The sequence below is a fragment of the Acetobacter persici genome, from assembly GCF_018256955.1.
Lineage (GTDB): Bacteria > Pseudomonadota > Alphaproteobacteria > Acetobacterales > Acetobacteraceae > Acetobacter > Acetobacter persici.
The window spans coordinates 71,896-94,529 of sequence record NZ_JAERKU010000002.1 but is presented as its reverse complement, the minus strand read 5'-3'; the positions used below and the strand labels follow the sequence as shown (position 1 = coordinate 94,529).

At 59.1% G+C, this 22,634-nt stretch carries 22 protein-coding genes; 10 read left to right on the top strand and 12 right to left on the bottom strand.

Going from position 1 to position 22,634, the window contains the following annotated elements; genetic code table 11:
* Positions 1 to 40 precede the first annotated feature (40 nt).
* Positions 41 to 877 (bottom strand): alpha/beta fold hydrolase, encoded by an 837-nt coding sequence (locus tag JK199_RS02600; RefSeq protein WP_212373722.1) that lies wholly within the window; start codon positions 875 to 877, stop codon positions 41 to 43.
* A 92-nt stretch (positions 878 to 969) separates the two neighbouring features.
* Between JK199_RS02600 and JK199_RS02595 the strand changes: the two genes are divergently transcribed.
* Complete coding sequence (locus JK199_RS02595; protein WP_244984849.1) at positions 970 to 1,482, top strand: MerR family transcriptional regulator; 513 nt, start codon at positions 970 to 972, stop codon at positions 1,480 to 1,482.
* On the opposite strand, the gene JK199_RS02590 is transcribed toward JK199_RS02595, so the two are convergent.
* The gene (locus JK199_RS02590; protein WP_212373720.1) at positions 1,479 to 2,171 is read right to left on the bottom strand and encodes a type 1 glutamine amidotransferase domain-containing protein; all 693 of its coding nucleotides are present in this window, start codon (positions 2,169 to 2,171) and stop codon (positions 1,479 to 1,481) included. The two genes, JK199_RS02595 and JK199_RS02590, sit on opposite strands and share 4 nt — an antisense overlap.
* A gap of 150 nt (positions 2,172 to 2,321) precedes the next feature.
* Between JK199_RS02590 and JK199_RS02585 the strand changes: the two genes are divergently transcribed.
* The gene (locus JK199_RS02585; RefSeq protein WP_212373718.1) at positions 2,322 to 3,254 is read left to right on the top strand and encodes an SDR family oxidoreductase; all 933 of its coding nucleotides are present in this window, start codon (positions 2,322 to 2,324) and stop codon (positions 3,252 to 3,254) included.
* Between the two features lie 276 nt (positions 3,255 to 3,530).
* On the opposite strand, the gene JK199_RS02580 is transcribed toward JK199_RS02585, so the two are convergent.
* On the bottom strand, positions 3,531 to 4,661 hold the full coding sequence (locus JK199_RS02580; protein WP_212373716.1) for an acyltransferase family protein: 1,131 nt from the start codon (positions 4,659 to 4,661) through the stop codon (positions 3,531 to 3,533).
* Positions 4,662 to 4,757: 96 nt separating this feature from the next.
* Between JK199_RS02580 and JK199_RS02575 the strand changes: the two genes are divergently transcribed.
* Complete coding sequence (locus tag JK199_RS02575) at positions 4,758 to 5,486, top strand: DUF2268 domain-containing putative Zn-dependent protease (protein ID WP_212373714.1); 729 nt, start codon at positions 4,758 to 4,760, stop codon at positions 5,484 to 5,486.
* 120 nt (positions 5,487 to 5,606) lie between these two features.
* Here JK199_RS02575 and JK199_RS02570 read toward each other — a convergent pair whose 3' ends face one another.
* Both JK199_RS02570 and typA read right to left on the bottom strand, forming a co-directional pair.
* The gene (locus JK199_RS02570; RefSeq protein ID WP_386884775.1) at positions 5,607 to 6,026 is read right to left on the bottom strand and encodes a hypothetical protein; all 420 of its coding nucleotides are present in this window, start codon (positions 6,024 to 6,026) and stop codon (positions 5,607 to 5,609) included.
* A 293-nt stretch (positions 6,027 to 6,319) separates the two neighbouring features.
* Positions 6,320 to 8,143 (bottom strand): translational GTPase TypA, encoded by a 1,824-nt coding sequence (typA, locus tag JK199_RS02565; RefSeq protein ID WP_212357668.1) that lies wholly within the window; start codon positions 8,141 to 8,143, stop codon positions 6,320 to 6,322.
* 294 nt (positions 8,144 to 8,437) lie between these two features.
* Between typA and JK199_RS02560 the strand changes: the two genes are divergently transcribed.
* The 4 genes from JK199_RS02560 to JK199_RS02545 are packed head-to-tail and all read left to right on the top strand — an operon-like array spanning position 8,438 to position 11,821.
* Positions 8,438 to 8,749 carry a FeoA family protein gene (locus JK199_RS02560; RefSeq protein WP_212373712.1) on the top strand — a complete coding sequence of 104 codons (312 nt, stop codon included), beginning with the start codon at positions 8,438 to 8,440 and terminating at the stop codon, positions 8,747 to 8,749.
* Positions 8,746 to 10,584 carry a ferrous iron transport protein B gene (feoB, locus tag JK199_RS02555; protein WP_212360236.1) on the top strand — a complete coding sequence of 613 codons (1,839 nt, stop codon included), beginning with the start codon at positions 8,746 to 8,748 and terminating at the stop codon, positions 10,582 to 10,584. The genes JK199_RS02560 and feoB overlap by 4 nt, the downstream gene beginning before the upstream one ends.
* Before the next feature lie 30 nt (positions 10,585 to 10,614).
* Complete coding sequence (locus JK199_RS02550; RefSeq protein ID WP_077930351.1) at positions 10,615 to 10,854, top strand: DUF6587 family protein; 240 nt, start codon at positions 10,615 to 10,617, stop codon at positions 10,852 to 10,854.
* A 46-nt stretch (positions 10,855 to 10,900) separates the two neighbouring features.
* Positions 10,901 to 11,821, top strand: a complete 921-nt coding sequence (locus JK199_RS02545) for an alpha/beta fold hydrolase (RefSeq protein ID WP_244984848.1) — start codon at positions 10,901 to 10,903, stop codon at positions 11,819 to 11,821.
* Between the two features lie 19 nt (positions 11,822 to 11,840).
* On the opposite strand, the gene JK199_RS02540 is transcribed toward JK199_RS02545, so the two are convergent.
* Positions 11,841 to 14,225: a TonB-dependent receptor gene (locus JK199_RS02540; RefSeq protein ID WP_244984847.1), complete on the bottom strand. Its 2,385-nt coding sequence runs from the start codon at positions 14,223 to 14,225 to the stop codon at positions 11,841 to 11,843.
* A 260-nt stretch (positions 14,226 to 14,485) separates the two neighbouring features.
* On the opposite strand from JK199_RS02540, the gene JK199_RS02535 reads away from it, so the two are divergent.
* Together JK199_RS02535 and JK199_RS02530 are read left to right on the top strand one after the other, a co-directional pair.
* Entirely contained in the window at positions 14,486 to 15,643 is a 1,158-nt protein-coding gene (locus tag JK199_RS02535) for an MFS transporter (RefSeq protein ID WP_244984846.1), read from the top strand.
* Positions 15,644 to 15,734: 91 nt separating this feature from the next.
* Positions 15,735 to 16,190: a hypothetical protein gene (locus JK199_RS02530; RefSeq protein ID WP_086655124.1), complete on the top strand. Its 456-nt coding sequence runs from the start codon at positions 15,735 to 15,737 to the stop codon at positions 16,188 to 16,190.
* Positions 16,191 to 16,211: 21 nt separating this feature from the next.
* On the opposite strand, the gene JK199_RS02525 is transcribed toward JK199_RS02530, so the two are convergent.
* The 5 genes from JK199_RS02525 to JK199_RS02505 form a co-directional block, all read right to left on the bottom strand.
* Positions 16,212 to 17,444 (bottom strand): SMP-30/gluconolactonase/LRE family protein, encoded by a 1,233-nt coding sequence (locus JK199_RS02525; protein ID WP_025829511.1) that lies wholly within the window; start codon positions 17,442 to 17,444, stop codon positions 16,212 to 16,214.
* Positions 17,445 to 17,580: 136 nt separating this feature from the next.
* A complete protein-coding gene (gene pyk, locus JK199_RS02520) occupies positions 17,581 to 19,014 on the bottom strand; it encodes a pyruvate kinase (protein WP_212373710.1) in 1,434 nt (477 codons plus the stop codon).
* A gap of 37 nt (positions 19,015 to 19,051) precedes the next feature.
* Positions 19,052 to 20,044, bottom strand: coding sequence for an SH3 domain-containing protein (locus JK199_RS02515; RefSeq protein ID WP_212373708.1), 993 nt, complete (start codon positions 20,042 to 20,044; stop codon positions 19,052 to 19,054).
* Between the two features lie 43 nt (positions 20,045 to 20,087).
* Positions 20,088 to 20,579, bottom strand: a complete 492-nt coding sequence (locus JK199_RS02510) for a DsrE family protein (RefSeq protein ID WP_212373705.1) — start codon at positions 20,577 to 20,579, stop codon at positions 20,088 to 20,090.
* On the bottom strand, positions 20,572 to 21,354 hold the full coding sequence (locus tag JK199_RS02505) for a HesA/MoeB/ThiF family protein (protein ID WP_212373703.1): 783 nt from the start codon (positions 21,352 to 21,354) through the stop codon (positions 20,572 to 20,574). The genes JK199_RS02510 and JK199_RS02505 overlap by 8 nt, the downstream gene beginning before the upstream one ends.
* A gap of 202 nt (positions 21,355 to 21,556) precedes the next feature.
* On the opposite strand from JK199_RS02505, the gene JK199_RS02500 reads away from it, so the two are divergent.
* Entirely contained in the window at positions 21,557 to 22,168 is a 612-nt protein-coding gene (locus tag JK199_RS02500) for a DUF2939 domain-containing protein (RefSeq protein WP_212373701.1), read from the top strand.
* 64 nt (positions 22,169 to 22,232) lie between these two features.
* On the opposite strand, the gene JK199_RS02495 is transcribed toward JK199_RS02500, so the two are convergent.
* A complete protein-coding gene (locus tag JK199_RS02495; protein WP_025829560.1) occupies positions 22,233 to 22,466 on the bottom strand; it encodes a DUF3126 family protein in 234 nt (77 codons plus the stop codon).
* Positions 22,467 to 22,634 lie beyond the last annotated feature (168 nt).

The window sequence follows — 22,634 nt, the reverse complement described above, 5'->3', positions numbered from 1 at the left end:
CCTGCCCACATTAAAACGCCACATCGGTATACTTCGCTCTTCAGCCAGTAATAAATGCCAGAATATCAGCATTGATGATATCAGCATGGGTTGTGTGCATGCCGTGCGGATAACCAGGATAGATTTTCAGCGTGCTGTTCTGAAGTAGCCTGTCCTGAAGAATTGCTGCATTTTTGTAAGGAACCACCTGATCATCATCCCCCTGCAGGACGAGGGTTGGCACCATGATTGCCTTCAAATCTTCTGTCTGGTCCGTTTCGGAGAAGGCCCTGATCCCTTCATAATGGGCTTTTGCACTGCCCATCATGCCCTGACGCCACCAATTGCGGATCACCCCTTCTGAAACGTCAACTTCAGGGCGGTTGAAACCGTAGAATGGGCCGCTCGCTACATCCAGAAAGAATTGCGCACGGTTGGCTGCCAGCCCGGCACGCAGTCCGTCCAGCACTTCGATCGGTGCGCCTTCGGGGCTGCGATCCGTCTGGACCATCAAAGGCGGCACGGAACTGACGAGCACGACTTTGGTAACCCGTCCCTGCGGCTGACCGTATTGCGCAACATAACGGGCAACCTGTCCGCCCCCTGTCGAATGTCCAACATGAACCGCGTTTTTCAGGTCGAGATGTTCCACAACTGCCGATGCGTCGGCCGCGTAATGGTTCATGTCATGACCGTCGCTCACCTGCGCGGATCGTCCGTGACCGCGGCGGTCATGCGCAATGACGCGAAAGCCCTTGCGCAGGAAGAACAGCATCTGCGTGTCCCAGTCATCCGCGCTGAGTGGCCAGCCATGATGGAAAACGATAGGCTGTGCATCCTTCGGCCCCCAGTCTTTATAAAAAATCTCTACACCGTCGGATGTCGTGACAGATGACATGATGCTTCTCCTGAGCATTCAAAACTGATAATGCTCAGACGCTAACGTTGAACATAAGTTCAACGTCAAGATGAATTTGTAACAGAAGACTGATGATGAAAATTGGAGAACTGGCCCAGAAAACCGATCTTACGACGTCAAAAATTCGGTTCTATGAGCGCATCGGATTGCTGACAACGGTTGATCGTCGCTCCAACGGATACCGTGCCTACCCACCACAGGCCGTTCTGCTTCTGGGACTCATCACAACGGCTCAACGGGCCGGATTTACGCTGGATGAAATCCGCACCCTGCTGCCCTCTGATCTGCAACACTGGGACCATGATGCGCTCATGGACGCACTAACACGCAAGATTGCGGATATCGAGGCGCTGCAGGCACGTCTGATCCAGAGCAAGGCGCATCTCCTTCGTTTGGTGGAGGACATTCAGGCGCGCCCCGAAGACATGGACTGCGCAGCTAACGCCCATCGTGTCCTGACGAATGTGCTTACAGGATCTTCCGACAATCTGGACATCACACCGGACGATGTGCGTCTTCTGGACAGGACGGATCGTCGTCAGTCCGTGAGCAGAGGACGCAGCAAAAAAGCTGTTCCGCCTTAAATCCCTTCCAGAAGGGACGCGACTTTTCCTGCGGTCGCTCTGGCTGAAAAAGGGTTCTGGCCTGTCACCAGTTTTCCATCCACCACGACATGGGACATGAATGGCAGAAGGGCTTTTTCGTAAAGCGCTTTTCGCGCCTTCACTTCAGCTTCCGCGTTGTAGGGTATCTCCCCGGAGACGCCCGCCAGCCTCTCCTCAGTCCACGAAAATCCGGTGATTTTGCGCCCGGACACCAGAAAAGAACCGTCTTCAAGCCGGGTATTCAGAAGCCCGCAATATCCATGGCAGACAGCGGAAACAATACCCCCCTTTTCCCACACTACGCGTGTGATGGCCTGAAGGCCTTCACTGTTCGGAAAATCCCACATCACGCCATGCCCGCCGGTAAAGTAGATCGCATCATAATCCTGCGGATTGATGTCTGCGGGACAGGCCGTTGCAGATAAGAGGGCCATCTTAGCCGGATCGGCCAGCCAGGCTCTGGAGGAGGTATCGCGCATCGGCCATTTCAACGCACGCGGGTCAAGTGGAACCTTGCCCCCCCTGGGGCTGACAATGCGCTGCTCATAACCTCTGGCGGCAAACACGTCCCAGGCATGTGTAAGTTCCGACAGCCACAATCCGGTCGGATGTGCGGGATTGTCAAAATGCGAGATATTGGTGGCGACGTGCAGGATACGGCGGCTCATGGCTTGTCCCTTTCATGCGGCAAGGTCCTCGGACGGCCGTTCTGTAACGTTCAAGGCCGGTTGAAGGTCAATCTGTCGTTTGACATTAAATCTAACTTCAACGTTAACAGTGTAAGGGCAAATCTACCTGCACAACGGAGGCAGCCCCACATGCAGACAATTCTTGGCGCAAATGGCCAGATCGCTACGGAACTGGCGCGGACATTGCATCAGCATCACACAGGGGACCTGCGGCTCGTGAGCCGCAATCCCCGCAAGGTCAATGACGACGACACGCTCATGGCGGCGAACCTGCTTGATGCAGGGCAGACGGCACAGGCGGTGAAAGGCAGCCGGATTGTCTATTTCACAGCCGGCCTTCCCCCTGACAGCACGCTCTGGGAAGAGCAGTTTCCGGTCATGCTGAAGAACGCCTTGCAAGCGTGCCGGGCGGCTGGGTCCAATTTTGCCTATTTCGACAATACGTACATGTATCCTCAGAACAGCCAGATCCAGACTGAGGAAACGCGCTTCGCCCCGGTTGGTCGGAAAGGACGGGTGCGCGCCGCAATGGCGTCCATGGTGCTGGAAGAAATGGCACGGGGAGACATTCCGGTGCTCATCGCCCGTGCGCCGGAATTCTATGGTCCGGGGAAAACACAGAGCTTCACCAACGCTCTGATCATTGACAGGCTGAAAGCAGGCAGAAGGCCACTGGTCCCTGTCCGTGACGACACACGTCGGACCCTAATTTGGACGCCTGATGCGAGCCGTGCTCTTGCAACTCTGGGTAATACGCCGGATGCTTATGGCCAGAGCTGGCATCTGCCATGCTGTGATGATCGACCGACCTATAAGACATTTGTCACTATGGCCAGCCGAGCTTTCGACCGCACACCTTCCTATTCGGTTATTGGTAAATGGTCACTGATCATCGCAGGCATTCTCTCAAAAAGGGTGTGGGAGATAAAGGAACTTCTGCCACGCTACGAGCAAGACAATTTCTTCGACTCAACGAAATTCAAACGTCATTTCCCTGAGTTTTCCGTCACGACATATGAAGGGGGTCTGCAACTGATCAGGAAGGAGTGGAGAGGCGGATAACGCGACTTCCTAGCCACCTGCCATCACTCTGAACCGGACTGGTAGAGACGAGTACTTATGCTGCGGACGTGGGATCAAAAAATCCGTCGTGCGCGGAAGGGTTCGTGATTTAGGTGACACTGCCTTATATAATGTCAGCTTCCTGAAGGCTGTTTCCGAAACCGGAAATTCCACTTCCCCCCCCCCTAATCTGCCAGTCCGCTCTATCAACGAGAGCAGACAAACAGCATTCATCTTTTCATAAGGCTTACGTACCTAAAGCCGAGCGCCACAAGTTCAGATCACACGCCGCGTGGCCGGAACGTGTCGGACGGCGCGCGTCATAAAGACGCTGCAAGATAACGTTATGGCCAAAACAAAAGCAGCTTTCGGCACGGCTCCCCACGCTAGCGGCAGCACATAAAACTGGCTCCATGTCACAAAAGCATAATGCAGAAGATAAACCCCGTAGGCGTCTCCCATAAAGCGTTCTACGCATGCTGATACAGTCGTGACGTAACATAAACAGAGACCCGTCAGGACCATACAAAACGACACGCAGCAAAAAACAAAGAAAAAAGGCTGAAGACCCAGCGTGGTGACCGCGGGCACGCGGAAGAAACCGAAAGACAGGGCTCCGAAGCAGAAAGAAAGCACCCAGTAACGGGCCAGTGCGCTGCCTCTCTGGAATATAGGGTGATAAACTCCTGTTGCGCCTGCTGCACAGCCAAGAGCGAAGAAAAAGGCATACAACGCAATCCTGCTTCCCTGAATAAAGAACGGGCCGAAATTCAACCAGCGATCAGGGCCAAAGCCATACGCTAACGGGAGATAAGCGGCATACGCCGCAGTCATAACGACCAAAATGGCCGCAAAAAAATGACGATTTATAAAATCAGGAACAATACTGAGTTGTTTTGAAAGACAAGAAAAAAAACGGATTATCAGAACGCATAGAGCGTCAAGAAGGAGAAGATACCACAGAAACCAGGCCGGACCGCCGGGCCAGTGGAAGCGGCTAAAATACCCAAGCCAGAAGCTCACAAAAGAAATGTGTTGCCCTGCCTCCAGAATGGAAGGGTAATATGCCACAGGCATGATAACCGTCACACACGCGATAAAAGGTAAGCCGAGACGCAGGAGCCTGTGCTTTAAGTAACGGGAAGATCCTTTCCGTTGCAGACCCGGCAACACAAAAATCCCAGAAATAAAAAACATGAGCGCCATAAAATAGGTATCGTTCCAGCGCACCAGAAGATCGAACCCGCTCCATCGTTCCCTGTCGATAATGGGTGCTGTCGAAAGAAGATAATGCTGGTAATCAAAATGTCCGAAGGTGCAGTAAGCCAGAACAGAATGATGCAGTACGACGGCTAACGTCAGGCAAAGCCTTAAGGTACCGATCGCCTGATTATTGCTGTTCTTCATGGCGGTATAATTGTCCGTCGTTTCAGGCATGACAGGCTATCGCACTGTATCATAAGAGACAGTAAGAGAGTTTTTAACCCGAGGAAATATAGTCTGATGACTGTCCGTTGTTCCCATCAGCCTCTCCTGAAACTGTCACCCAAGACAGGCACGGAGAGCCATAAAATCTGGACGGTTCACTGGCTGGAAGCCTCGGGCAGCCTTGACGCGCATCGCACGCCTATCATGGACGCACTCCATGCCGCATATACTGCGTTGTCACACCATGTTCAGTTACCCGAAATAGATGTTCTTATTCAGCGCGCAGAGGGCCGAACAATTCCTGAATTCGGACTATCAGGGCGGGCCTATCGAGCAAGTCTATTCGCCCTGAGCGTTGATCCTGATAATCAGAATTTTGCAAAAAGCCTTCTTGATGGAACCCTGACACGCCAAATCATCCATGAGGCTCACCACTGCTTCAGAATGGCAGGTCCGGGCTATGGAAGAACATTAGGGGAGGCGCTGGTCAGCGAAGGGCTGGCAGGGCGCTTTGTGCAGCATGTTCTGCACTCTCACCCTGAACCATGGGAAGCCGCACTCCCGGTCTCAGACCTCAAAACCTTTGGGGTGCAGGCCAGCACTCTTTCAAAAACACAGTATGATCACGCACGATGGTTTTTTGGGCGCGGATCGCTCCCACGATGGTTTGGCTATACGCTTGGTTATGAGATTGTCGGTAACTGGCTGCTCAACACACATCCGGAGGCCGTCGACTGGATCAATATACCTGCCGACATCCCTCTCGCCGCCGCCATCACAAGCGGTTTAATTGGCCCGGAGTAATCCTCCACGCCGCCCTTTCAACGGATATCCAGTAAAAAAGGCCGGAGGATTGCTCCCCCGGCCTTTTTGCCAGCCTCAAGGCTCGAAAGCCCTGTGCCGGTTTTCCGTTGTGTGCCCGGATTACTGAGCAGACGTGTCGGAAGAGGAGTCAGCGGCCGGAGCGGCAGCTTTCTTGCTCTTCTTGCCATGGTGTTTTTTGCCATGGTGGTGCTTGCCGTGGTGCTTCTTCTTGGTGCCTTCTTCACCAGCAGCTTCCGGCGCAGCAGGAGCGGCGCTTTCGGCTGTGGGGGCGGCAGGAGCAGCAGGGGCTTCAGCAGCCGGCGCGGCCGGGGTGGTTGCCGGAGCAGCAGGAGCGGCAGCTTCCTGAGCGAAGGACGGAGCAGCAGCACCCATCAGAGCGACGGTGGACAGAGCTGCGAGAAGGCGACGAGAAATCATAATCATGTCTCCAAAAATGTCTGAGACGTCAGGGGTCCAGACCAGTGCGCCAGAAGTCCGTAGGACAAGCTGCATCCGTCTGGCTGGCACTCTGGATAGCATGACAGCTTCTTCACGTCTCGAATTAAAATTCAGACATTCCAGAGGGTTGCCGTGACTACGCCACGCCTCAACCGTTATCTCGCCACATTGTTTTTCAGGAATTTGATGCTCCCGCAGGGGGAGGGAACACCGGGCGAAAAAAGCCGGTGTTCCGCGCCATTCAGAATGGCTGGCCTGCCCGGATGCGCCCCCTCCTTCCAGCCGGAACCGGAAGGAGAAGATCCCTGCCCGCAGCCCCTTACGGGCAGACCGGCATGGCAGGGATGCACATCATGCGCCGCAGTGCGGCAGACTCAGGCTTTATCGCCCGCGCGTTCACGCTTCTTGCGCTCGTTCGGGTCAAGGTAGCGCTTACGCAGACGAATAGCGGAGGGCGTCACTTCCACCAGTTCATCGTCTTCAATGTAGGCAATCGCCTGTTCCAGAGACATCCGGCGCGGCGGCGTCAGGAACAGGGCTTCGTCCTTACCGGACGCACGCATGTTGGTCAGCTTCTTTTCGCGAACGCCGTTCACTTCCAGATCGTTTTCGCGGGAATGCTCACCGATGATCATGCCGACATAGACTTTCTCGCCAGCATCAACAAACAGTGTGCCACGGTCCTGCAGAGAGTACAGGGAATACGTGGTCGTGTTGCCATCTTCCGCAGAGATCAGGGACCCGTTGCGGCGGCCTTCAATCGAGCCAGCATAAGGCTGATAACCGTGGAACAGACGGTTCATGATACCTGTGCCGCGCGTGTCGGTCAGGAATTCACCATGGTAGCCGATCAGCCCGCGGGACGGGATGATGAAGGTCAGACGCACCTTGTCACCACCGGAGGGGCGCATGTCCTGCATCTGGCCTTTACGCAGAGACATTTTCTCCACGACAACGCCGGAATAGGGCTCGTCCACGTCAATGGTCACTTCTTCGTAAGGCTCTTCGCGCTCACCCGTTTCCTCGTTGGTGCGATACAGCACGCGGGGACGGCCAATGGTCAGCTCAAAGCCTTCACGGCGCATGGTTTCAATCAGCACGCCAAGCTGAAGTTCGCCACGGCCAGCCACTTCAAACGCTTCGCTTTCCGGGCTTTCAGACACGCGGATAGCGATGTTGCTTTCCGTTTCCTTGAACAGACGGTCACGAATCTGGCGAGACGTCACCTTCTTGCCTTCACGGCCGCCCAGCGGGCCATCATTCAGGCGGAACGTCATAGACAGCGTCGGCGGGTCAACCGGAATAGCCAGCAGCGGCTCGGTCACTTCAGGGGCCGCAATGGTGTCAGGAATGGTCGCTTCGGACAGACCGGCAACGGCCACAATGTCACCAGCTTCCACTTCTTCAACGCCCACGCGGTCCAGACCACGGAAGGACAGCAGCTTGGTCAGACGGCCCGTTTCCACCACGGACCCATCAGCGCGCAGCACCTTAACCGGCATGTTGACGCGGGCGCGGCCCTGCTCAACACGGCCCGTCAGCACGCGGCCGAGGAAGTTGTCGTTCTCAAGGATGGTGGCCGTCATGGCGAACGGCTTGTCCTTGTCCAGCGCCGGAGCGGGAACATGCTTGAGGATCAGGTCGAACATCGGGCTGAGGTCTTTCCGCGGACCATCAAGCTCAACATCGGCCCAGCCCTGACGGCCAGAGGCATACAGCATCGGGAAGTCGAGCTGCGCGTCATTCGCGCCGAGGGCTGCAAACAGATCGAAAATTTCGTTATGCACTTCGTCCGGACGGGCATCGCCACGGTCAATCTTGTTGACCACAACAATCGGGCGCAGGCCACGGGCCAGAGCCTTGCCGACCACAAACTTGGTCTGCGGCAGAGCGCCTTCAGCAGAGTCGACCAGCACCACAGCGCCATCCACCATGCTCAGAATACGTTCCACTTCCCCGCCGAAGTCGGCGTGTCCGGGTGTATCAATGATGTTGATGCGCGTGTCTTTCCAGACAACGGACGTGCACTTGGCAAGAATGGTAATACCACGCTCACGTTCCAGATCATTGCTGTCCATGGCGCGTTCAGCAACGTGCTGATGCTCATGGAACGAGCCAGACTGTTTCAGCAGTTCATCAACGAGAGTCGTCTTGCCATGATCGACGTGAGCAATGATGGCGATATTGCGGATATCCATGAAAAGGCCTGATTTTCCCTACGCGCTAAGCCGCCTCCGACGGTCTCTTTGTCGGGGCGGTTCGTCGCGGTCTATAATTTCGCTGGCCCGTTGATAATCGCCAGCGCGGAATATTGCACGTAAAATCCTCACAAGGTCCGCAACTCTTCCATGCCGCAGGCCCCGCACCCCCACCTGCCAGAGTATTTTGACAACCCAGATCACAGGGCAGCACCATTGGACAGCGGGGGTAAATGGAATTAAGGATCACTCTCAACATCACCCCTTCCACCGCCACAGCAGGACAACGCAGCCGTGCGCCTGAACGAGCTTCCCCTTGAGTGTCAGGGCATTATTGACCACGTCGCCCCCACAACCCCGGCAGACCCCATTGCCCGGCGGCTGGAAGAATTTGGCTTTGTCCCCGGTGAACCTGTGAAAGTTGTTGCCTTCGGTCCGTTTGGGGGAGACCCGATGGCTGTGGAAATCGGGTTTACGCGCTTTGCCCTCCGCCGCTCAGAAGCGGCGCGGGTTGTCATGCAGGCCGAGCAGGACTCCGCCCCAACACTCAAAGCACTGGACCCGGCCCTACATACTGCGCCCCCCGCCCCGACGGAGGAAGCATGACCAGCGCCCTGCCCCAGCGTGTTGCTCTGGTTGGCAACCCCAACTGCGGCAAGACTGCCCTTTTCAATCAGCTGACCGGCAGCCGCCAGAAAGTAGCGAACTATGCGGGCGTGACGGTAGAGCGCAAGGCGGGCCGCCTGACGACGCCCGCGGGCCGCGCCGTGCAGATTCTTGACCTGCCCGGCACATACAGCCTGAACGCCACCAGCCCGGACGAGGCCGTCACGCGGGATGTCTGCCGGGGCGTCTATAAAGGTGAGCCGGCGCCGGACCTGCTGATCAGCGTTGTGGCCGCCACCAACCTGCGTCTGCATCTGCGCTTTGCGCTGGAACTCCGCCAGCTTGGCCGCCCTATGGTGCTGGTGCTCAACATGATTGACGCCGTGCGCAGGCAGGGGCTGGAAATTGATGTCCCGCGTTTGCAGGCGGAACTGGGTGTGCCGGTTGTCACGGCCATTGGCGTCAAACGCGGCGGAGCGTCGGAAATCCTGTGCGCGCTGGATGCGCCCATCCCGCCGCCACCGGCCCCGCTACCAGAAGGGGCGGACCTGCACGCGGAAATCCGCCGCCTGATGGCGCTGTGCGTCCGCCGCGCCACGGAACGCCACCCGCAACTGGATGCCCGGCTGGACCGCTGGGTGCTGCACCCTGTCTGGGGTATGCTCATCCTGCTGGTGTTGCTGTTCATTATGTTTCAGGCGGTGTTCTCATGGGCGCAGCCGTTTATGGACCTGCTGCAAAGCGGCATGGACCAGCTTGGCGCATTTGTTGGCGCATTGCTGCCCGAGGGCATTCTGCGCAGCCTGATTGTAGAGGGGGTGATTGCCGGGGCGGGCACCGTGGTGGTCTTCCTGCCGCAGATCCTTATTCTCTTTTTATGGATTCTCGCTCTGGAAGAATCCGGCTACCTGCCGCGCGCCGCTTTCATGCTGGATAAGCTGATGGCCTCCGCCGGGCTGAGCGGCCGCTCCTTCATCCCGCTGCTCTCCAGCTTTGCCTGCGCGGTGCCGGGCATTATGTCCACACGCACCATCCAGAACCCACGGGACCGGATGGTGACCATCCTTATTGCCCCGCTCATGACGTGCTCTGCCCGTCTGCCGGTTTACGCGCTGCTGATTGGCGCATTTGTACCCGCCCGCACGGTGCTGGGGCTGTTCAACCTGCATGGGCTGGTGCTGTTCGCCCTCTACGCCGCAGGGGTGCTGAGCGCGCTCGTGGTCGCCCGTGTGCTGAAAAAGCGGGATACGGAAGAACACCCGCTGCTGATGGAACTGCCGAGCTACCGCCTGCCCGGCCTGCAAAGCCTGTGTATTGAGCTCTGGCAGCGCGCGCGCATTTTCCTCTCCCGCGTGGGCACCATCATCCTCACGCTCAGCATTATCATGTGGGCGCTTTCCAGCTTCCCGGCTCCGCCTGCGGGGGCGGAAGGCCCGGCGATTGACTGGAGCCTTGCCGGGCATATCGGCCATCTCATGCTGCCGCTCTTCGCCTTTATCGGCTTTAACTGGCAGATCTGCGTGGCCCTTATCCCCGGTCTGGCCGCGCGGGAAGTGGCGGTGAGCGGTCTGGCTACCGTCTATTCCGTCGGCGCGTCAGAAAGTGATGCCGCCGCCCAGCTTGCCCCGCTGCTCTCGGCCCACTGGAGCCTTGCAACGGCGTTCTCTTTGCTGGCATGGTATGTGTATGCGCCGCAGTGTTTTTCCACACTGGCCGTTATCCGGCGGGAAACCGGGTCCTGGCGGCTGGTCTGGGTTTCCGTGGCCTATCTGTTCGGGCTTGCCTATCTGGCCTCGTTCCTGACGTACCGCATCACCCTCTTTTTCACCGGCTAATGCCCTGCGGCTGATAACAGGAGGACACCTGTGACACAGATTATCCTCGTTGCTCTGATTGTCGTATTCTGCGCGGCCTACTGGCTGCAAAAACTGGCTCCGGCAACCCTTGTGCCGTTCTGGCGCAGTCTGGCGGGCCTGCTGCGCAACACGCAGCATCTGCCCGGCCTGCGCGCCCGTGCCGAACGGCTGGCCACCCCCGGCGGCCTGCGGACTGGCTGCGGCAGTTGCAAAAACTGTGATGGCGGCAAAGGCGGCGGCTGCCACTGAACGCCGTAAAAACGGTGGACCGGGAAGACGGGCAAAGGTGAGCCGCATGCCACCCCGAAGCCGTGGGCCCCGGCCCGCCACCGGCTTGTCTTACGCCGCCATTCTGTTCCTTCTCGCGCTGACACTCCCGGCGAGGAGCCATGCCACCTCCGCACGGCCTGACGGCCCCCAAGACACCCTGCCAGACCAGACGCCACAACGCATGGTTGTGGATCTGACCCCTGCCCCCGGCGTCACCCAGCGCATTCTGGTCCTTGCACCCTCTCACCCCCGCGCGACCCTGATCCTGCTGCCCGGTGGCACCGGAGATATCGGGATTGCGCGCAACGGCGCACTTCACCACACCCAGAATTTTCTCTTACGGATGCGGGCGGAGTGGGTGGCGCATGGCTATGCCGTCATTATTCCTGACGCACTGACCCATAACAGTCCGCAGGCCCATAACAGTCCGCAAACCCATACCAGTATCCGGACCCATACCAGTCTGCGGGGCACGCGCAGTTCCCCCGCCTATGGGGAGCTTGTGGTCAGTCTGGCGCGCTATGCCCGCGCGCAGCATGCCATTCCTGTTTTTCTGGTGGGTACAAGTCAGGGCACCATTGCCGCGACTAACGGCGCGGCCCGTGCAGCCGCAGGGCTGATTGCCGGACTGGTGCTGACGGAAACAGTCGCTCTGCCGGGACATCTCAGCACAGAAACGGTTTTTGACGCCCACCCGCAAAATGTGCGCGTGCCTGTGCTGATTATCGCAAATCAGGAGGATGCCTGTCCGGTGGCGTCTCCGCGCATGGCCACGCAGATTGCGCAGGCCATGACGCACGCGCCGGAGGTCCGTCTGCTTTCTGTCAGCGGTGGCCCGGAACACGCCGTAAAACCATGCAGTTCGCGCTCGGCGCATGGGTATGAGGGCATGGAAGCCTCCGTGAGCCGCATGATCCTCTCATGGCTTCAGGCTCACGGAGCGTAACTCTCAGAGACAGGATGCCTCAGTAGGTAAAGCTGACTTCACCAAGGAACATTCTCCCAGCAGACGGTGTCGCGCGGTTGGAGAACAGGCTCTGATAGTTCAGGCGGTTTGCAAGGTTGTAGCCGTTCATGGAGACTTTCCAGTGCTTGTCAAAGCGGTGAGAAATCACGGCACTGAAATCCAGATTAGCCGGAGCCCGCAAGGTGTTGGCTGTATTGAGCCACACATGCTGCCGCCATGTGATACCGCCGCCAAACGAGATATTGTACGGCGTATGCGCAAACGCATTATAGACAGACCACAGCGTAGCCTGATTATGCGGAACATACTGAACATTCTTGCCACGATTGGCTTTGGTGGCGGAATAGGTTGTATCACTGTCATACAGAGCGTACGTCGCCGTTACGTTCCAGCCCGGCAGAATAATCCCGCCAACAGACAGTTCCAGCCCCTGATTGCGCTGCCGGTCCGATGATCCCTGCACTTCCCCCGTCACCGGGTCCGCATTGATGGTGTTGCCCTTATCAAGCCGGAAGACAGAGGCCGTTGCGCCAATCCGGTCATGAAACAGGCTGTATTTGGCACCAAGTTCATAAAGCTGAGACTTTTCCGGGCTGGCGAAGGAGTTCGTGCCGGGGCGGATCGGCACAGACCCGTTGGTGACATACATGCCCATCGGCGTGGTGGAGCTTGCCCATGTGAAATAGTACGTCTGGTGGTCATCCGGTGTGGCGACAAGGCTGACATTGGGGTTGAACACACCGCTGACATCATGGAAGTGACTGTCAGGGTTTTTTGCAACATCCCCGCCTGTCAGATTATAGCTGGTCTGCCAGCGGTCCCAGCGGAACCCACCTTTGACAGACAGCCATTTTGTCAGCCAGATCTGGTCAAACAGGAACAGGCCGGTATCAAAACCATAGCCGCTGCTGTGAGATTTGGCATGCAGGCTACCGAGAGAAACCAGCCCAGCCGGATTACTATCCCCCGGAACAAGGTCGAGATTCCCCACATACGGGTCCGGGTTCACAAGGCTGGCATAGGGTTTGGCGTTCAGATACGTGGACTGTGAGCGCACGTCATTCACGCGCTCAATATCAAAACCGGCCACAAGCTGATGCCGCAGGAAACCGGTGTTAAAGTTGGCCACCATGGACGCCACATTCTGCACGGACCAGCTTTTCTGCTCATAGGGCAGCGGAGCCATATACGTGCCCGGCCCGGTGCCGTTCCCTGCCCCGACCGGGCCGGAACGCGCGACAAGCGCTGCCGCCGGGTCCCCGTTGAAGTAATTATTGACGCAGGTTGTGTCACACGTCGCTTTGGACGCCGCAAAGGTGCGGTAATACTGGCCGCCGCGCAGATCATCATAAATGGTAATATGGTCGTTCACCTTATAGGTAAAACGGGCCGTTTCCATATTATCGTTCGTCGCGTTCTGGTCGTTATTGGTGCCGTACCAGTTGGTCCGCTTTATCCCGTATTCCGTAATGGGCATGCCATAGGCTGCACCGGGTTTTGTGACAACCGGCACCCCGAAGTCAGGCACGGAATTTTCCTGCTGATGCATATATTGCAGGACCAGCGTGGCGCGCTTGCCCAGACCAAAGGCAATGGAGGGCGCAATGCCCCAGCGGTGGGAATAAATAAAGTCCCGCCCGACCACATTATGCTCATCGCCCATGCCCGTCAGACGGAAAGCGGTCGAGTTGTCCAGTTTCTGGTTGATATCCAGCGTGCCGCGATAATAGCTGCCGGAACCACCTGAAAATTCGGACGAATAATGGTTCTGCAGGCCGGGGGTTTTGGTCACCATGTTAATGGCGCCCCCCGTTGTGCCATTCCCGAACACTTCCGAGGACGGCCCTTTAATGACGGACACGGAATCAAAATTGAAGGAGTCACGGGAATAGACACCAAAATCCCTTAACCCGTCTTCATAAATATCATTCTGCGCCTGAAAGCCACGGATCAGGAACTGGTCCCCGTTCATGCCGCCCGCACCTTCCCCGATGGAAGAGGTCACGCCAGGCACGTTGCGCAGGGCTTCATCCAGAGATTTTACGTTCTGCTGGCGCATGAGCGCCTGCGGCACGACATTGATGTTCTGCGGCGTGTGCATCACATCCTGCGGCATACGGGACAGGCCGGTAGAGTCATGCATGGTGTTAAAGCCATGCCCTGTGACTGTCAGGCGTTCCTCATCCGTGGAATCCACACTGGCAACGCGCGTGGCGGGCGTTACGGCCTGAGCATCGGCTTTATGGCGCTTGTTTTCACGCTTTGAGGGCTTTTTATCCCCCTCATGCAGCGCGTCTGCAGACGCTCCCCACGCATGGGCTGAGAAAAAGAGTGCGCCCGCAACAGAGACCGGCGTGAGATACGCCTTATATGTCCTTGTCATTCACCTGCCTTCTGGAATTGTGTCAGTGCCGACACACATAAGAAGCAATTGCGAATTATTCGCAATGAATTTTTGTCTGACATTCCATAAAAACATGGCTGGGTTGCTTTTTATAAAATCCTCCCGGAAGCCGCTCACGGCACCCGCAGGCAGAAAAAAGTATAAAAACCATACAAACTTCAGAATTCTGCTATTCAGGACACCTCCCGGCATGGGCACTCTATGCTGGTGTTTTTGCAACAGTGTCTGGCCTTCTTCTCTTGTCCCATTCTGCTCCGCCTTCAACGCCGCTCCGTCTGCCTGTGCTGTCTCTGGTATCCGTCGGGATGATTTTCGGCCTGACGTACGGGCTCAGCACCCCTCTCCTCACCTTTTCCCTGCTGGACCACGGCTACGGCCCGCATCTGATTGCGGCACTGGCCATGATGCACGGCGTTGGCGTGCTGGGCATTGCCCCCTTCCTGCCCCGGCTGGCCGGGTGGGCCGGGCCGCGCAAGGTGCTGCTGGTGGCGCTAGCCTGCACGGCGGCAACGCTTGTTCTGTTCCCCATCGTGCCCTCCGTGTGGTTCTGGTTCCCGCTCCGGCTGGTACTGGGCATGGCGACGGAGAGCATGCTCATCATGTCAGAAAGCTGGCTGAACCAGAGCACGGATGACAGCAACCGCACGCGCACCATGGGACTGTACAGCGCCCTCATGTCCTCCGGTTTTGCCGCGGGGCCGGTGCTGCTCACGCTGGTGGGGCGGCATGGTATGGCCCCGTTTGCCATCTGCACGGTGTTTGTACTTGCGGCCTTTACGCTGGTCAGCATGCCGTGGATGCACGCCCCCCGGCCGGAACGCCCGGCCCATAGCGGTCTGTGGCGCTATATCGGGCTGGCCCCCATTGCCATCTGCGTCACCCTGCTCATGGCCATGCTGGAGGCCGCGAGTTCCGCCTTTCTGCCGCTATATGCCCTGCATATGGGCTGGACGGAACGGCAGGCCACGCTGCTGCTCTCCATCATGCTGCTGGGGGCTATTGTGCTGCAAACCCCGCTGGGCTGGCTGGCAGACCGCCTGAAAAACCCGCGCGCCCTGCTCATTGGCCTTGGCACCGCCTCCACACTGGGGGCGCTGCTCTGGCCTGCCGCCATCAGCACCCCGGCACTGGCCTACCCGTTGCTGTTTATCTGGGATGGCCTGTTTGCCGCTCTGTATACTGTGGCCATGTCTGTGGTTGGCAGCCGGTTTTCTGGCGGGGATCTGGTGTCGGTTTACGCGGCAACCTCACTGGCATGGGGGCTTGGCTCCTTTGCAGGTCCCGGCATGGCCGGGTCTTCCATGGCGTTTTCTCCCGCCAGCGGCCTGCCGCTGTTTGTGGCCTGCGCCTGTGGGCTGTTCACGCTGCTCCCGGTTTTTCTGAAGAACAGAGCCTGAAAACGCCTCTTCTCCTGCTCTTGCGCGCGACCCCAAAAAAGATAAAATCTGCGCGCTTTGTAAAAAACATCTGTAGCCCAAAAGATATTCTATGAAAAAATTCCTTTTACCTGTTTTTCTCTTTGCATCTCTTTCCGGCTGCCTCAGCGCCCATACAGAAATGCTGGATGAACGGACGGCCATCATTTCCGGCAAAGGGTCTTCTTTTAATGACCTCGCCAGCGTGACGCATAAGGTCTTTCTGGAAGCCGCGACCACGGCCCAGCAGCGGGGGTTTCAGTATTTCCAGATTCTGGATGACAAGCAGGGCTACCGCCCGACCTACGTGCAGAACGCCGCCACCTCCACCACCAGTGGCAGTGTGACAAGAACAGGCCGCCATTCCACCTACTACAATGAGACCACAACCAGCACCCCGGCCTCCGTCACCCGGCTGGACAAGCCGATGAAGGAGACGGTGGTGCGGTTCTATAAAACCGGGGAGGTCACCCCCGGCCAGCCCGGCATCTGGTCTGTACAGAGTATTCTGTCCGCCAACGGCGGCTGAGGACCTGAAAACCAGCGGCCTTCAGGCTGCACCAGCCCCCTGCGTGTTGACCTGAAGGCGGTAGAGGGATTCCCCCGCACACATAAACAGCCAGTTCCGCTTCGGGCCGCCAAATGTCAGGTTAGACACCCCATGCGGCAGGCGGATGCGGCCAATCAACTGGCCTTCCGGGTTGAACACAAACACACCGCACAACCCCAGCGGACCACCCACCCCGCACCAGAGATTGCCGAAGATATCGGCCTTCATCCCGTCCGGCCCCATCTGCACGCCCTGAAAGCGCATGTTGGTAAACAGACGCGGGTTGGAGAGGGTGTTGTCCTTTTTCACGTCAAACACATGTACGGCCTGATCCCCGTCATGCCCGTGCCCCCCGGCCTGCTTGCCGGAGGAAATGACGTACAGCCGCGCATGGTCAGGCGAAAAGCACAGACCGTTGGGGTTCGGCAGTTGTTCCTGTGTTAAAACACACTCGATCCGGCCTGAAGGATCAATCCGGAACGTATGGTCAGCCTGCCGTTTGACGCCACCTAGCTCCCCAATCAGTTCCTCGCCAATCCGCCAGCGGATATGCCCGTCCGGGTTTGCCTCACCGCCCGGTTCATCCGCATGGCCTTCGGTAAAGCCATCGCCATAGCCAGGGTCGGTAAACCAGATGCTGCCATCGGGGTGCGCAATCACATCATTCGGGGAGTTCAGGGCATGGCCTTCATACCGGTCAGCCAGCACATGGGCTGACCCGTCATGCTCCCAGCGGATCACGCGGCGCAGAAAATGCTCGCAGGAAATCTGGCGGCCCTGATAGTCAAACGTATTGCCGTTGGAATGGTAGGATTCCGGGCGAAACACCGTCACCTCACCCGTTTCCCACAAATAGCGGTACTGGCGGCTGGTCACGGTATCGCTCAGCAGCAGATACCGGCCCTCGGCGGACCAGGCCGGGCCTTCCAGCCAGACGCCCTTATCCCAAACCCGGTGAATCGTCGCCGCGCTGAACAGCAGGTCCCGGAAGGACCGGTCAATCACCATCACATCCGGGTCCGGCGTATAGGCCGGAGGCGCACCCGCCCCCCACTGGCGCGGCGGGGTGGTGGTGACATCCGCCGGACGCGTCGTTTCCGGCTGGGCAGGTGCTACGGCATTATGGTCCGCCGCCTGTGCGGCAGAGGAGACGGCAAGACCCGCAGGCACACAGGCAAGACCCTGCAAAACCGCGCGGCGCGGCACATTGTTGCGGCGTATTGCCTGAACCATTGTGTCTGACTCCTGCCCTCATCCGGCGCGCTGTCCACAGATGCGCGCTGCTTGTCCGTTTCCAGTGTCATTCCTCGGGCGATGTGTCCACCCGGAGAGCGGACATGCAGGGCAAATCCGCAGAAAATTCAGATCTTCAGGGGATTCTGGCCACACGCAGCGTATTGGTGGAGCCACTCACGCCAAACGGCACGCCTGCGGCAATCACAATAGAATTGCCGGAGCTGCCTATTCTGGCCCGGCGCACCACCTCCAGCGCGGAGTCCACCATATCCTCCACGTTCATCACCTGCCGGCCTTCATTCACAAAGGCCCGCACACCCCAGACCAGCGCCATGCGCCGCCCGGCCTCATGCGTGGGGGTAATGCCCAGAATGGGGCAGGATGGCCGCTCCCGCGCAATGCGGAAGGCCGTGGCCCCCCGATGCGTGTAGGCCACAATGGCGGGTGCCTTGAGCGTATCCGCCACCTGCTGCGCGGCTCCCGCAATGGCGTCCGCCACGTAATCTTCCGGGGCCATGCGCGCACGCGCCATCATGCTCTGCCATTCGGCATCCTGCTCGATGCGCCAGATAATCCGGTTCATAATCCGCACCGCCTCACGCGGATACTGCCCGGCGGCAGATTCGGCAGAGAGCATGACGGCATCCGCGCCATCAAACACCGCCGTCGCTACGTCTGATGCCTCAGCGCGGGTGGGTGTTGGGGAGGAAATCATGCTTTCCAGCATCTGGGTTGCCACCACCACCGGCTTACCAAGGCGGCGGGCCAGACGAATAATGCGCTTTTGCACCAGAGGCACGTTTTCCGGCGGCAGCTCCACGCCCAGATCCCCACGGGCGACCATGACGGCGTCCGTCAGTTCCAGAATGGCGTCCAGATTATCCAGCGCCTGCGGTTTTTCCAGCTTGACCAGCAGGCTGGCCCGCTCACCCACAAGCGCCCGGGCCTCGCTCACATCTTCGGGCCGCTGCACGAAGGACAGCGCGACGTAATCCACCCCCAGATCCAGCGCAAACGCCAGATCCCGCCGGTCCTTTTCCGTCAGGGCCGGGATGGGCAGCGCCACATCCGGCACGTTCACGCCCTTATGGTTGGAGAGCACGCCGCCGACATCTACCGTGGTTTCCAGCCAGTCCGGCCCTACGGCCTGCACCACCACAGCCAGCTTGCCATCATCCATCAACAGGCGGCTGCCGGGTCTGGCCACGGCAATAATTTCAGGATGCGGCAGACAGACGCGGGTTTTATCCCCCGGAACGTCTGAGAGGTCGAACCGGAAGGACGCGCCGGGTTCCAGCATTACCTTGCCCTCGGCAAAGACGCCAACCCGCAGCTTCGGCCCCTGCATGTCCGCCAGAATACCAATGGGTTCACCCAGTTCGGCCTCCACCCGCCGCACAATGGCGTGGCGGGCGGCATGGTCCTCATGCGTCCCGTGGGAGAAGTTGAAGCGGAACACATCCGCCCCTGCTACCGCCAGATCCCGGATTGTCTCGTAATCGCTGGAGGCCGGGCCAAGCGTTGCGACAATCTTGGTCCGGCAGATAAGCGCGTTTGAGGTCGGCATGATCAGTCCTTCTCCTTAACGTAACCGGGTACGGGGTTCAGGAGGGCGTGATCGCTTCCTCCGCATCAACACCCCAGATCGCACGACGGGGAACCCAGCCGGTATAATTCTTGACCGAGACCTTGCACCATTCAGTCCCGGCCGCACATTCCTTAACTGATCCCACAGCACCGGGTTTCAGAACAGCAATCACAGGTGCATCGTTGCTGGCCGTGCCGCGCATAACAACCGTGCCCGGCTCATGCCCGGCATCGGCCGCTGTGGGGAGGGTTGCCACCACGCGCGTATCCATATGGCCGGACTGCGATTCCTTGTTGCCGTTTTTGTCCAGCTTGACTTCAAGCGGAGCATCGCTGCCCGGCGCTTCACCCGGCACAAGGAAGTCCCGCCCGCCGGACAGCGTGGCCTGCTGAATCCAGCCTTTCTGGCCGGTCGAATCTTCCACCAGACGCCAGACGTCAAACTCGCGCTCAATCCGAACCGGCATCCCGCGGCGATGATACACCCACAGGATCGGGAAACGGCGGCCCGGTCCGGCCCGCATATTCACTTCATCAGAGCGCAGGGCGGCATAACGCGGCAGCGGCAGACCCGTCACGGTCCCCTTCGGCGGTTCAGGCGGCGTTGCTGCGGCGGGCGGCGTGGCAGGCTGTTCAGCAGCCTCGGCCCCGGCGGCCCCGGCGGCGGCACCCGCTGCGGCCGCACCAGCAGCAGCGGCTGCTGCTTTATGGCGGGCAGGCGCGTGGGCCGTCTGGCCTGCGGCGTGATGCCCCTTGGTGGAGGCCGCCTTAGCCGTCTCATGGTGGGAGTGATGCGCACTCTTGCTGTCCGCCGCAGCGGCTTTTTTACCAGCAGGCTTGTCCGCCGCTTTCTTTTTGGCAGCAGCGTGGCCCGCTTCAGCGTGGTGGGCATGGTGCTTGTGCGCGGCGGGCTTTTTCTCAGCAGCAACCGCGCCAGACAGCGCGACCGCACACCCTGCCAGGCAGGACAGCAGTCGGAACCGGAAAGTCAGAGGCAATGTGAACATCATGCCTGCATCCCTGCCAAGAGAGAAACGCCGGGGCAAGCGGTTTTTAGAAAACCGTCACGCGGGCTGCCCCTGCCCTGTCCAGAAACGTAGGCAGGCCCACAACTGCCACGCCCTCTGCCAGCTCTGCGGGAGAAAGCCCCATGGTCTTTACCCCGGAGTCGCACACTATCAGCGTGGCATCCATCTCCAGCAGGGCGGTCCGCAGGTCAGACAGCCCGGCGACACCGGCAGCCGTCCGCCAGTCTTCATGCTCTGCGTCTTCCAGCCCGTCCCACCCGGCCGTAAACGCCGCAACCCCGGCCCCCATGCCAAACAGCACCACGCTCTGGCCCAGCGCGCAGGCCGTGGCGGCCAGCATTAAAGCCGCATGGATGCGCTCATACCGCGCCTCCACAATCACCAGCGCCAGATCACACGGGGGGAACGCGGATGCGCCCACGGCGGCGGCAAACCCCGTGCGGCCAGAGGGTGCGGCAGAAGGTGCAGAACTTCCGGCAAAAATTCCGCCAGACTCATGTCCGGTCCGTTCAGCCATGAGACGTCTCCCGTTGCAGTGCCCCGCACACCGGGCATGTGGGGTCCCGTTGCAGGGCGATGGTTGTAAAACGTGTGTTCAGAGCATCCCACATCAGCAGCCGCCCGACCAGTGATGTCCCCAGCCCGAGCAGTTCCTTGAGGGCTTCCGTGGCCTGAAGGGTGCCCATCACCCCCGTCACCGCGCCAAACACCCCGGCCTCGCCACAGCTTAACCCCTGTGCCTCACCATCGGTCTGCGGGTAGAGACAATGGTAACAGGGGCCGCCCCGCGCCGGATGAAAGGTGGAGAGCTGGCCTTCAAACCGCTGCACGGCAGCAGAGACCAGTGGCTTTCCGGCCCGCACGCAGGCAGCATTAACCAGATAACGGGTGGTGAAGTTGTCACACCCGTCACACACCAGATCATACCGGCTCACCAGATCATCCACCGTCGCGGCTGTCAGCCGCATGGGCCATGTTTCCAGCGTGACCTCAGGGTTCAGGGCTTCCAGCGTGGCGCGGGCAGACTCCACCTTGGGCGTGCCGACAGACTGCGTTGTGTGCACAATCTGGCGTTGCAGGTTGGAAAGCTCCACCACATCATCATCCACCAGACCAATCCGCCCCACACCGGCGGCGGCCAGATAGAGGGCGGCGGGCGCGCCAAGCCCCCCGGCCCCCACCACCAGAACGGAGGCCGCCTTCAGCGCCGCCTGCCCCGTCCCGCCGACCTCCGGCAGGAGAATATGGCGGGAATATCGCTGAATTTCGGCTTCGGTGAAGTCAAACGCCATCTGAGCGCCTTTTTGCTGCGGGCAGAGAGCGGCATTTATGCCATGCCCGCCCGTTCCGCGCGCCCCGCTTTTTTCAGGAAGCGCCAGAACACCCAAATTCACATTTTCGTGATCTCATGAAATACCATTCATGAAACTATGCATGGGTGCCATGCGTCTGCTATACGTGATCTGCAATTTCATCATACGAGGAGTGCACCAGATGACCGCCCTCACCTCTGCCGGGCCTTTCGCCCGGCCTGCCAGTCTGAAGACGTTCCAGGCCGCGCGCAGAGTGTGTGTGGCTGCATCCGCGGCAGCGCTTGGCCTGTATCTTGCCTCCCCGTTTGTTACGCTCTGGTCCATCGGCTCCGCCATCCAGACGCATGACATGACCACCCTTGGTCAGGCCATCAACTGGTCGGAGCTGGATGCCTCCATCAAGCACCAGACGCTTTCCGGCCTGCATCTGGAACAGGCTTCGGATGATCTGCCGGATTTCGGCTCATCCTTCGCCACCACAGCCGTCTCAAACGCGGTGGATTTCACCGTAACGCAAGCCAATCTCGGCACACTGGTGGATCAGGCTGTGCCTGCGGCCATCCCGGCCAGCCAGCCCATGCCGTCCTTTGCCACGCTGGCGCAGAAGGCCTCCGTGCGGTTTACCCGGTTGGATCAGTTTGAAGTGGATGTGCCTCTGCCCGGCCACGAGCAGGATACGCCGCTGAAAATCGAGATGCGGATTCAGAACTGGCGCTGGAAAGTGACAAAGGTGGAATTTCCCGCCCGGCGCGCGCCCATCATGCAGGCTTCCGCAGCGCCGTCCAACGCCTGAAAGCCAGAACGGGGGCGGCCCGCAGGCCCACCCCCGTTCTGTTCAGACCTGAAAAAATCGCGGCTTATTTTTCAGCCGGCAGATCTTCTTCAAGCAGAATGATGTTGATGGCGTAGGACACTTCGCCTTCATCATCATCACGATGAATGGTGCCAATCACTTCACCGTCTACAGCCAGTTCAACCGACATCCCGGCGCGCGGCGGCGGATTAACGGAAAGACCTTTGGCCCCAAGCAGACGGCGCAGCGCAACCTGCAAACGGGCAATTTCAGAAGAAGAAGGGGACGTGCTGCTCATGGGAAATACAATCCTCAGGGAGGTAGGGTTACACAGACAGACGCCTTAACGCTCTGACCAATCCGGCCCGCTATAGGACACAGCCTGCCCCCGCCGCAACCTTTCCGTCGTCCTGCCTTCACACCGCCATTTTTGACCTGCCTCAATAGCTACCAGTCCTTCTTATTT

Coding starts and splice junctions, on each gene's coding strand:
- JK199_RS02600 (WP_212373722.1), bottom strand. CDS start 877: ATGTCATCTGTCACGACATCCGACGGTGTAGAGATTTTTTATAAAGAC.
- JK199_RS02595 (WP_244984849.1), top strand. CDS start 970: ATGATGAAAATTGGAGAACTGGCCCAGAAAACCGATCTTACGACGTCA.
- JK199_RS02590 (WP_212373720.1), bottom strand. CDS start 2,171: ATGAGCCGCCGTATCCTGCACGTCGCCACCAATATCTCGCATTTTGAC.
- JK199_RS02585 (WP_212373718.1), top strand. CDS start 2,322: ATGCAGACAATTCTTGGCGCAAATGGCCAGATCGCTACGGAACTGGCG.
- JK199_RS02580 (WP_212373716.1), bottom strand. CDS start 4,661: ATGAAGAACAGCAATAATCAGGCGATCGGTACCTTAAGGCTTTGCCTG.
- JK199_RS02575 (WP_212373714.1), top strand. CDS start 4,758: ATGACTGTCCGTTGTTCCCATCAGCCTCTCCTGAAACTGTCACCCAAG.
- JK199_RS02570 (WP_386884775.1), bottom strand. CDS start 6,026: ATGCTATCCAGAGTGCCAGCCAGACGGATGCAGCTTGTCCTACGGACT.
- typA (WP_212357668.1), bottom strand. CDS start 8,143: ATGGATATCCGCAATATCGCCATCATTGCTCACGTCGATCATGGCAAG.
- feoB (WP_212360236.1), top strand. CDS start 8,746: ATGACCAGCGCCCTGCCCCAGCGTGTTGCTCTGGTTGGCAACCCCAAC.
- JK199_RS02545 (WP_244984848.1), top strand. CDS start 10,901: ATGCCACCCCGAAGCCGTGGGCCCCGGCCCGCCACCGGCTTGTCTTAC.
- JK199_RS02540 (WP_244984847.1), bottom strand. CDS start 14,225: ATGACAAGGACATATAAGGCGTATCTCACGCCGGTCTCTGTTGCGGGC.
- JK199_RS02530 (WP_086655124.1), top strand. CDS start 15,735: ATGAAAAAATTCCTTTTACCTGTTTTTCTCTTTGCATCTCTTTCCGGC.
- JK199_RS02525 (WP_025829511.1), bottom strand. CDS start 17,444: ATGGTTCAGGCAATACGCCGCAACAATGTGCCGCGCCGCGCGGTTTTG.
- pyk (WP_212373710.1), bottom strand. CDS start 19,014: ATGCCGACCTCAAACGCGCTTATCTGCCGGACCAAGATTGTCGCAACG.
- JK199_RS02515 (WP_212373708.1), bottom strand. CDS start 20,044: ATGATGTTCACATTGCCTCTGACTTTCCGGTTCCGACTGCTGTCCTGC.
- JK199_RS02510 (WP_212373705.1), bottom strand. CDS start 20,579: ATGGCTGAACGGACCGGACATGAGTCTGGCGGAATTTTTGCCGGAAGT.
- JK199_RS02505 (WP_212373703.1), bottom strand. CDS start 21,354: ATGGCGTTTGACTTCACCGAAGCCGAAATTCAGCGATATTCCCGCCAT.
- JK199_RS02500 (WP_212373701.1), top strand. CDS start 21,557: ATGACCGCCCTCACCTCTGCCGGGCCTTTCGCCCGGCCTGCCAGTCTG.
- JK199_RS02495 (WP_025829560.1), bottom strand. CDS start 22,466: ATGAGCAGCACGTCCCCTTCTTCTTCTGAAATTGCCCGTTTGCAGGTT.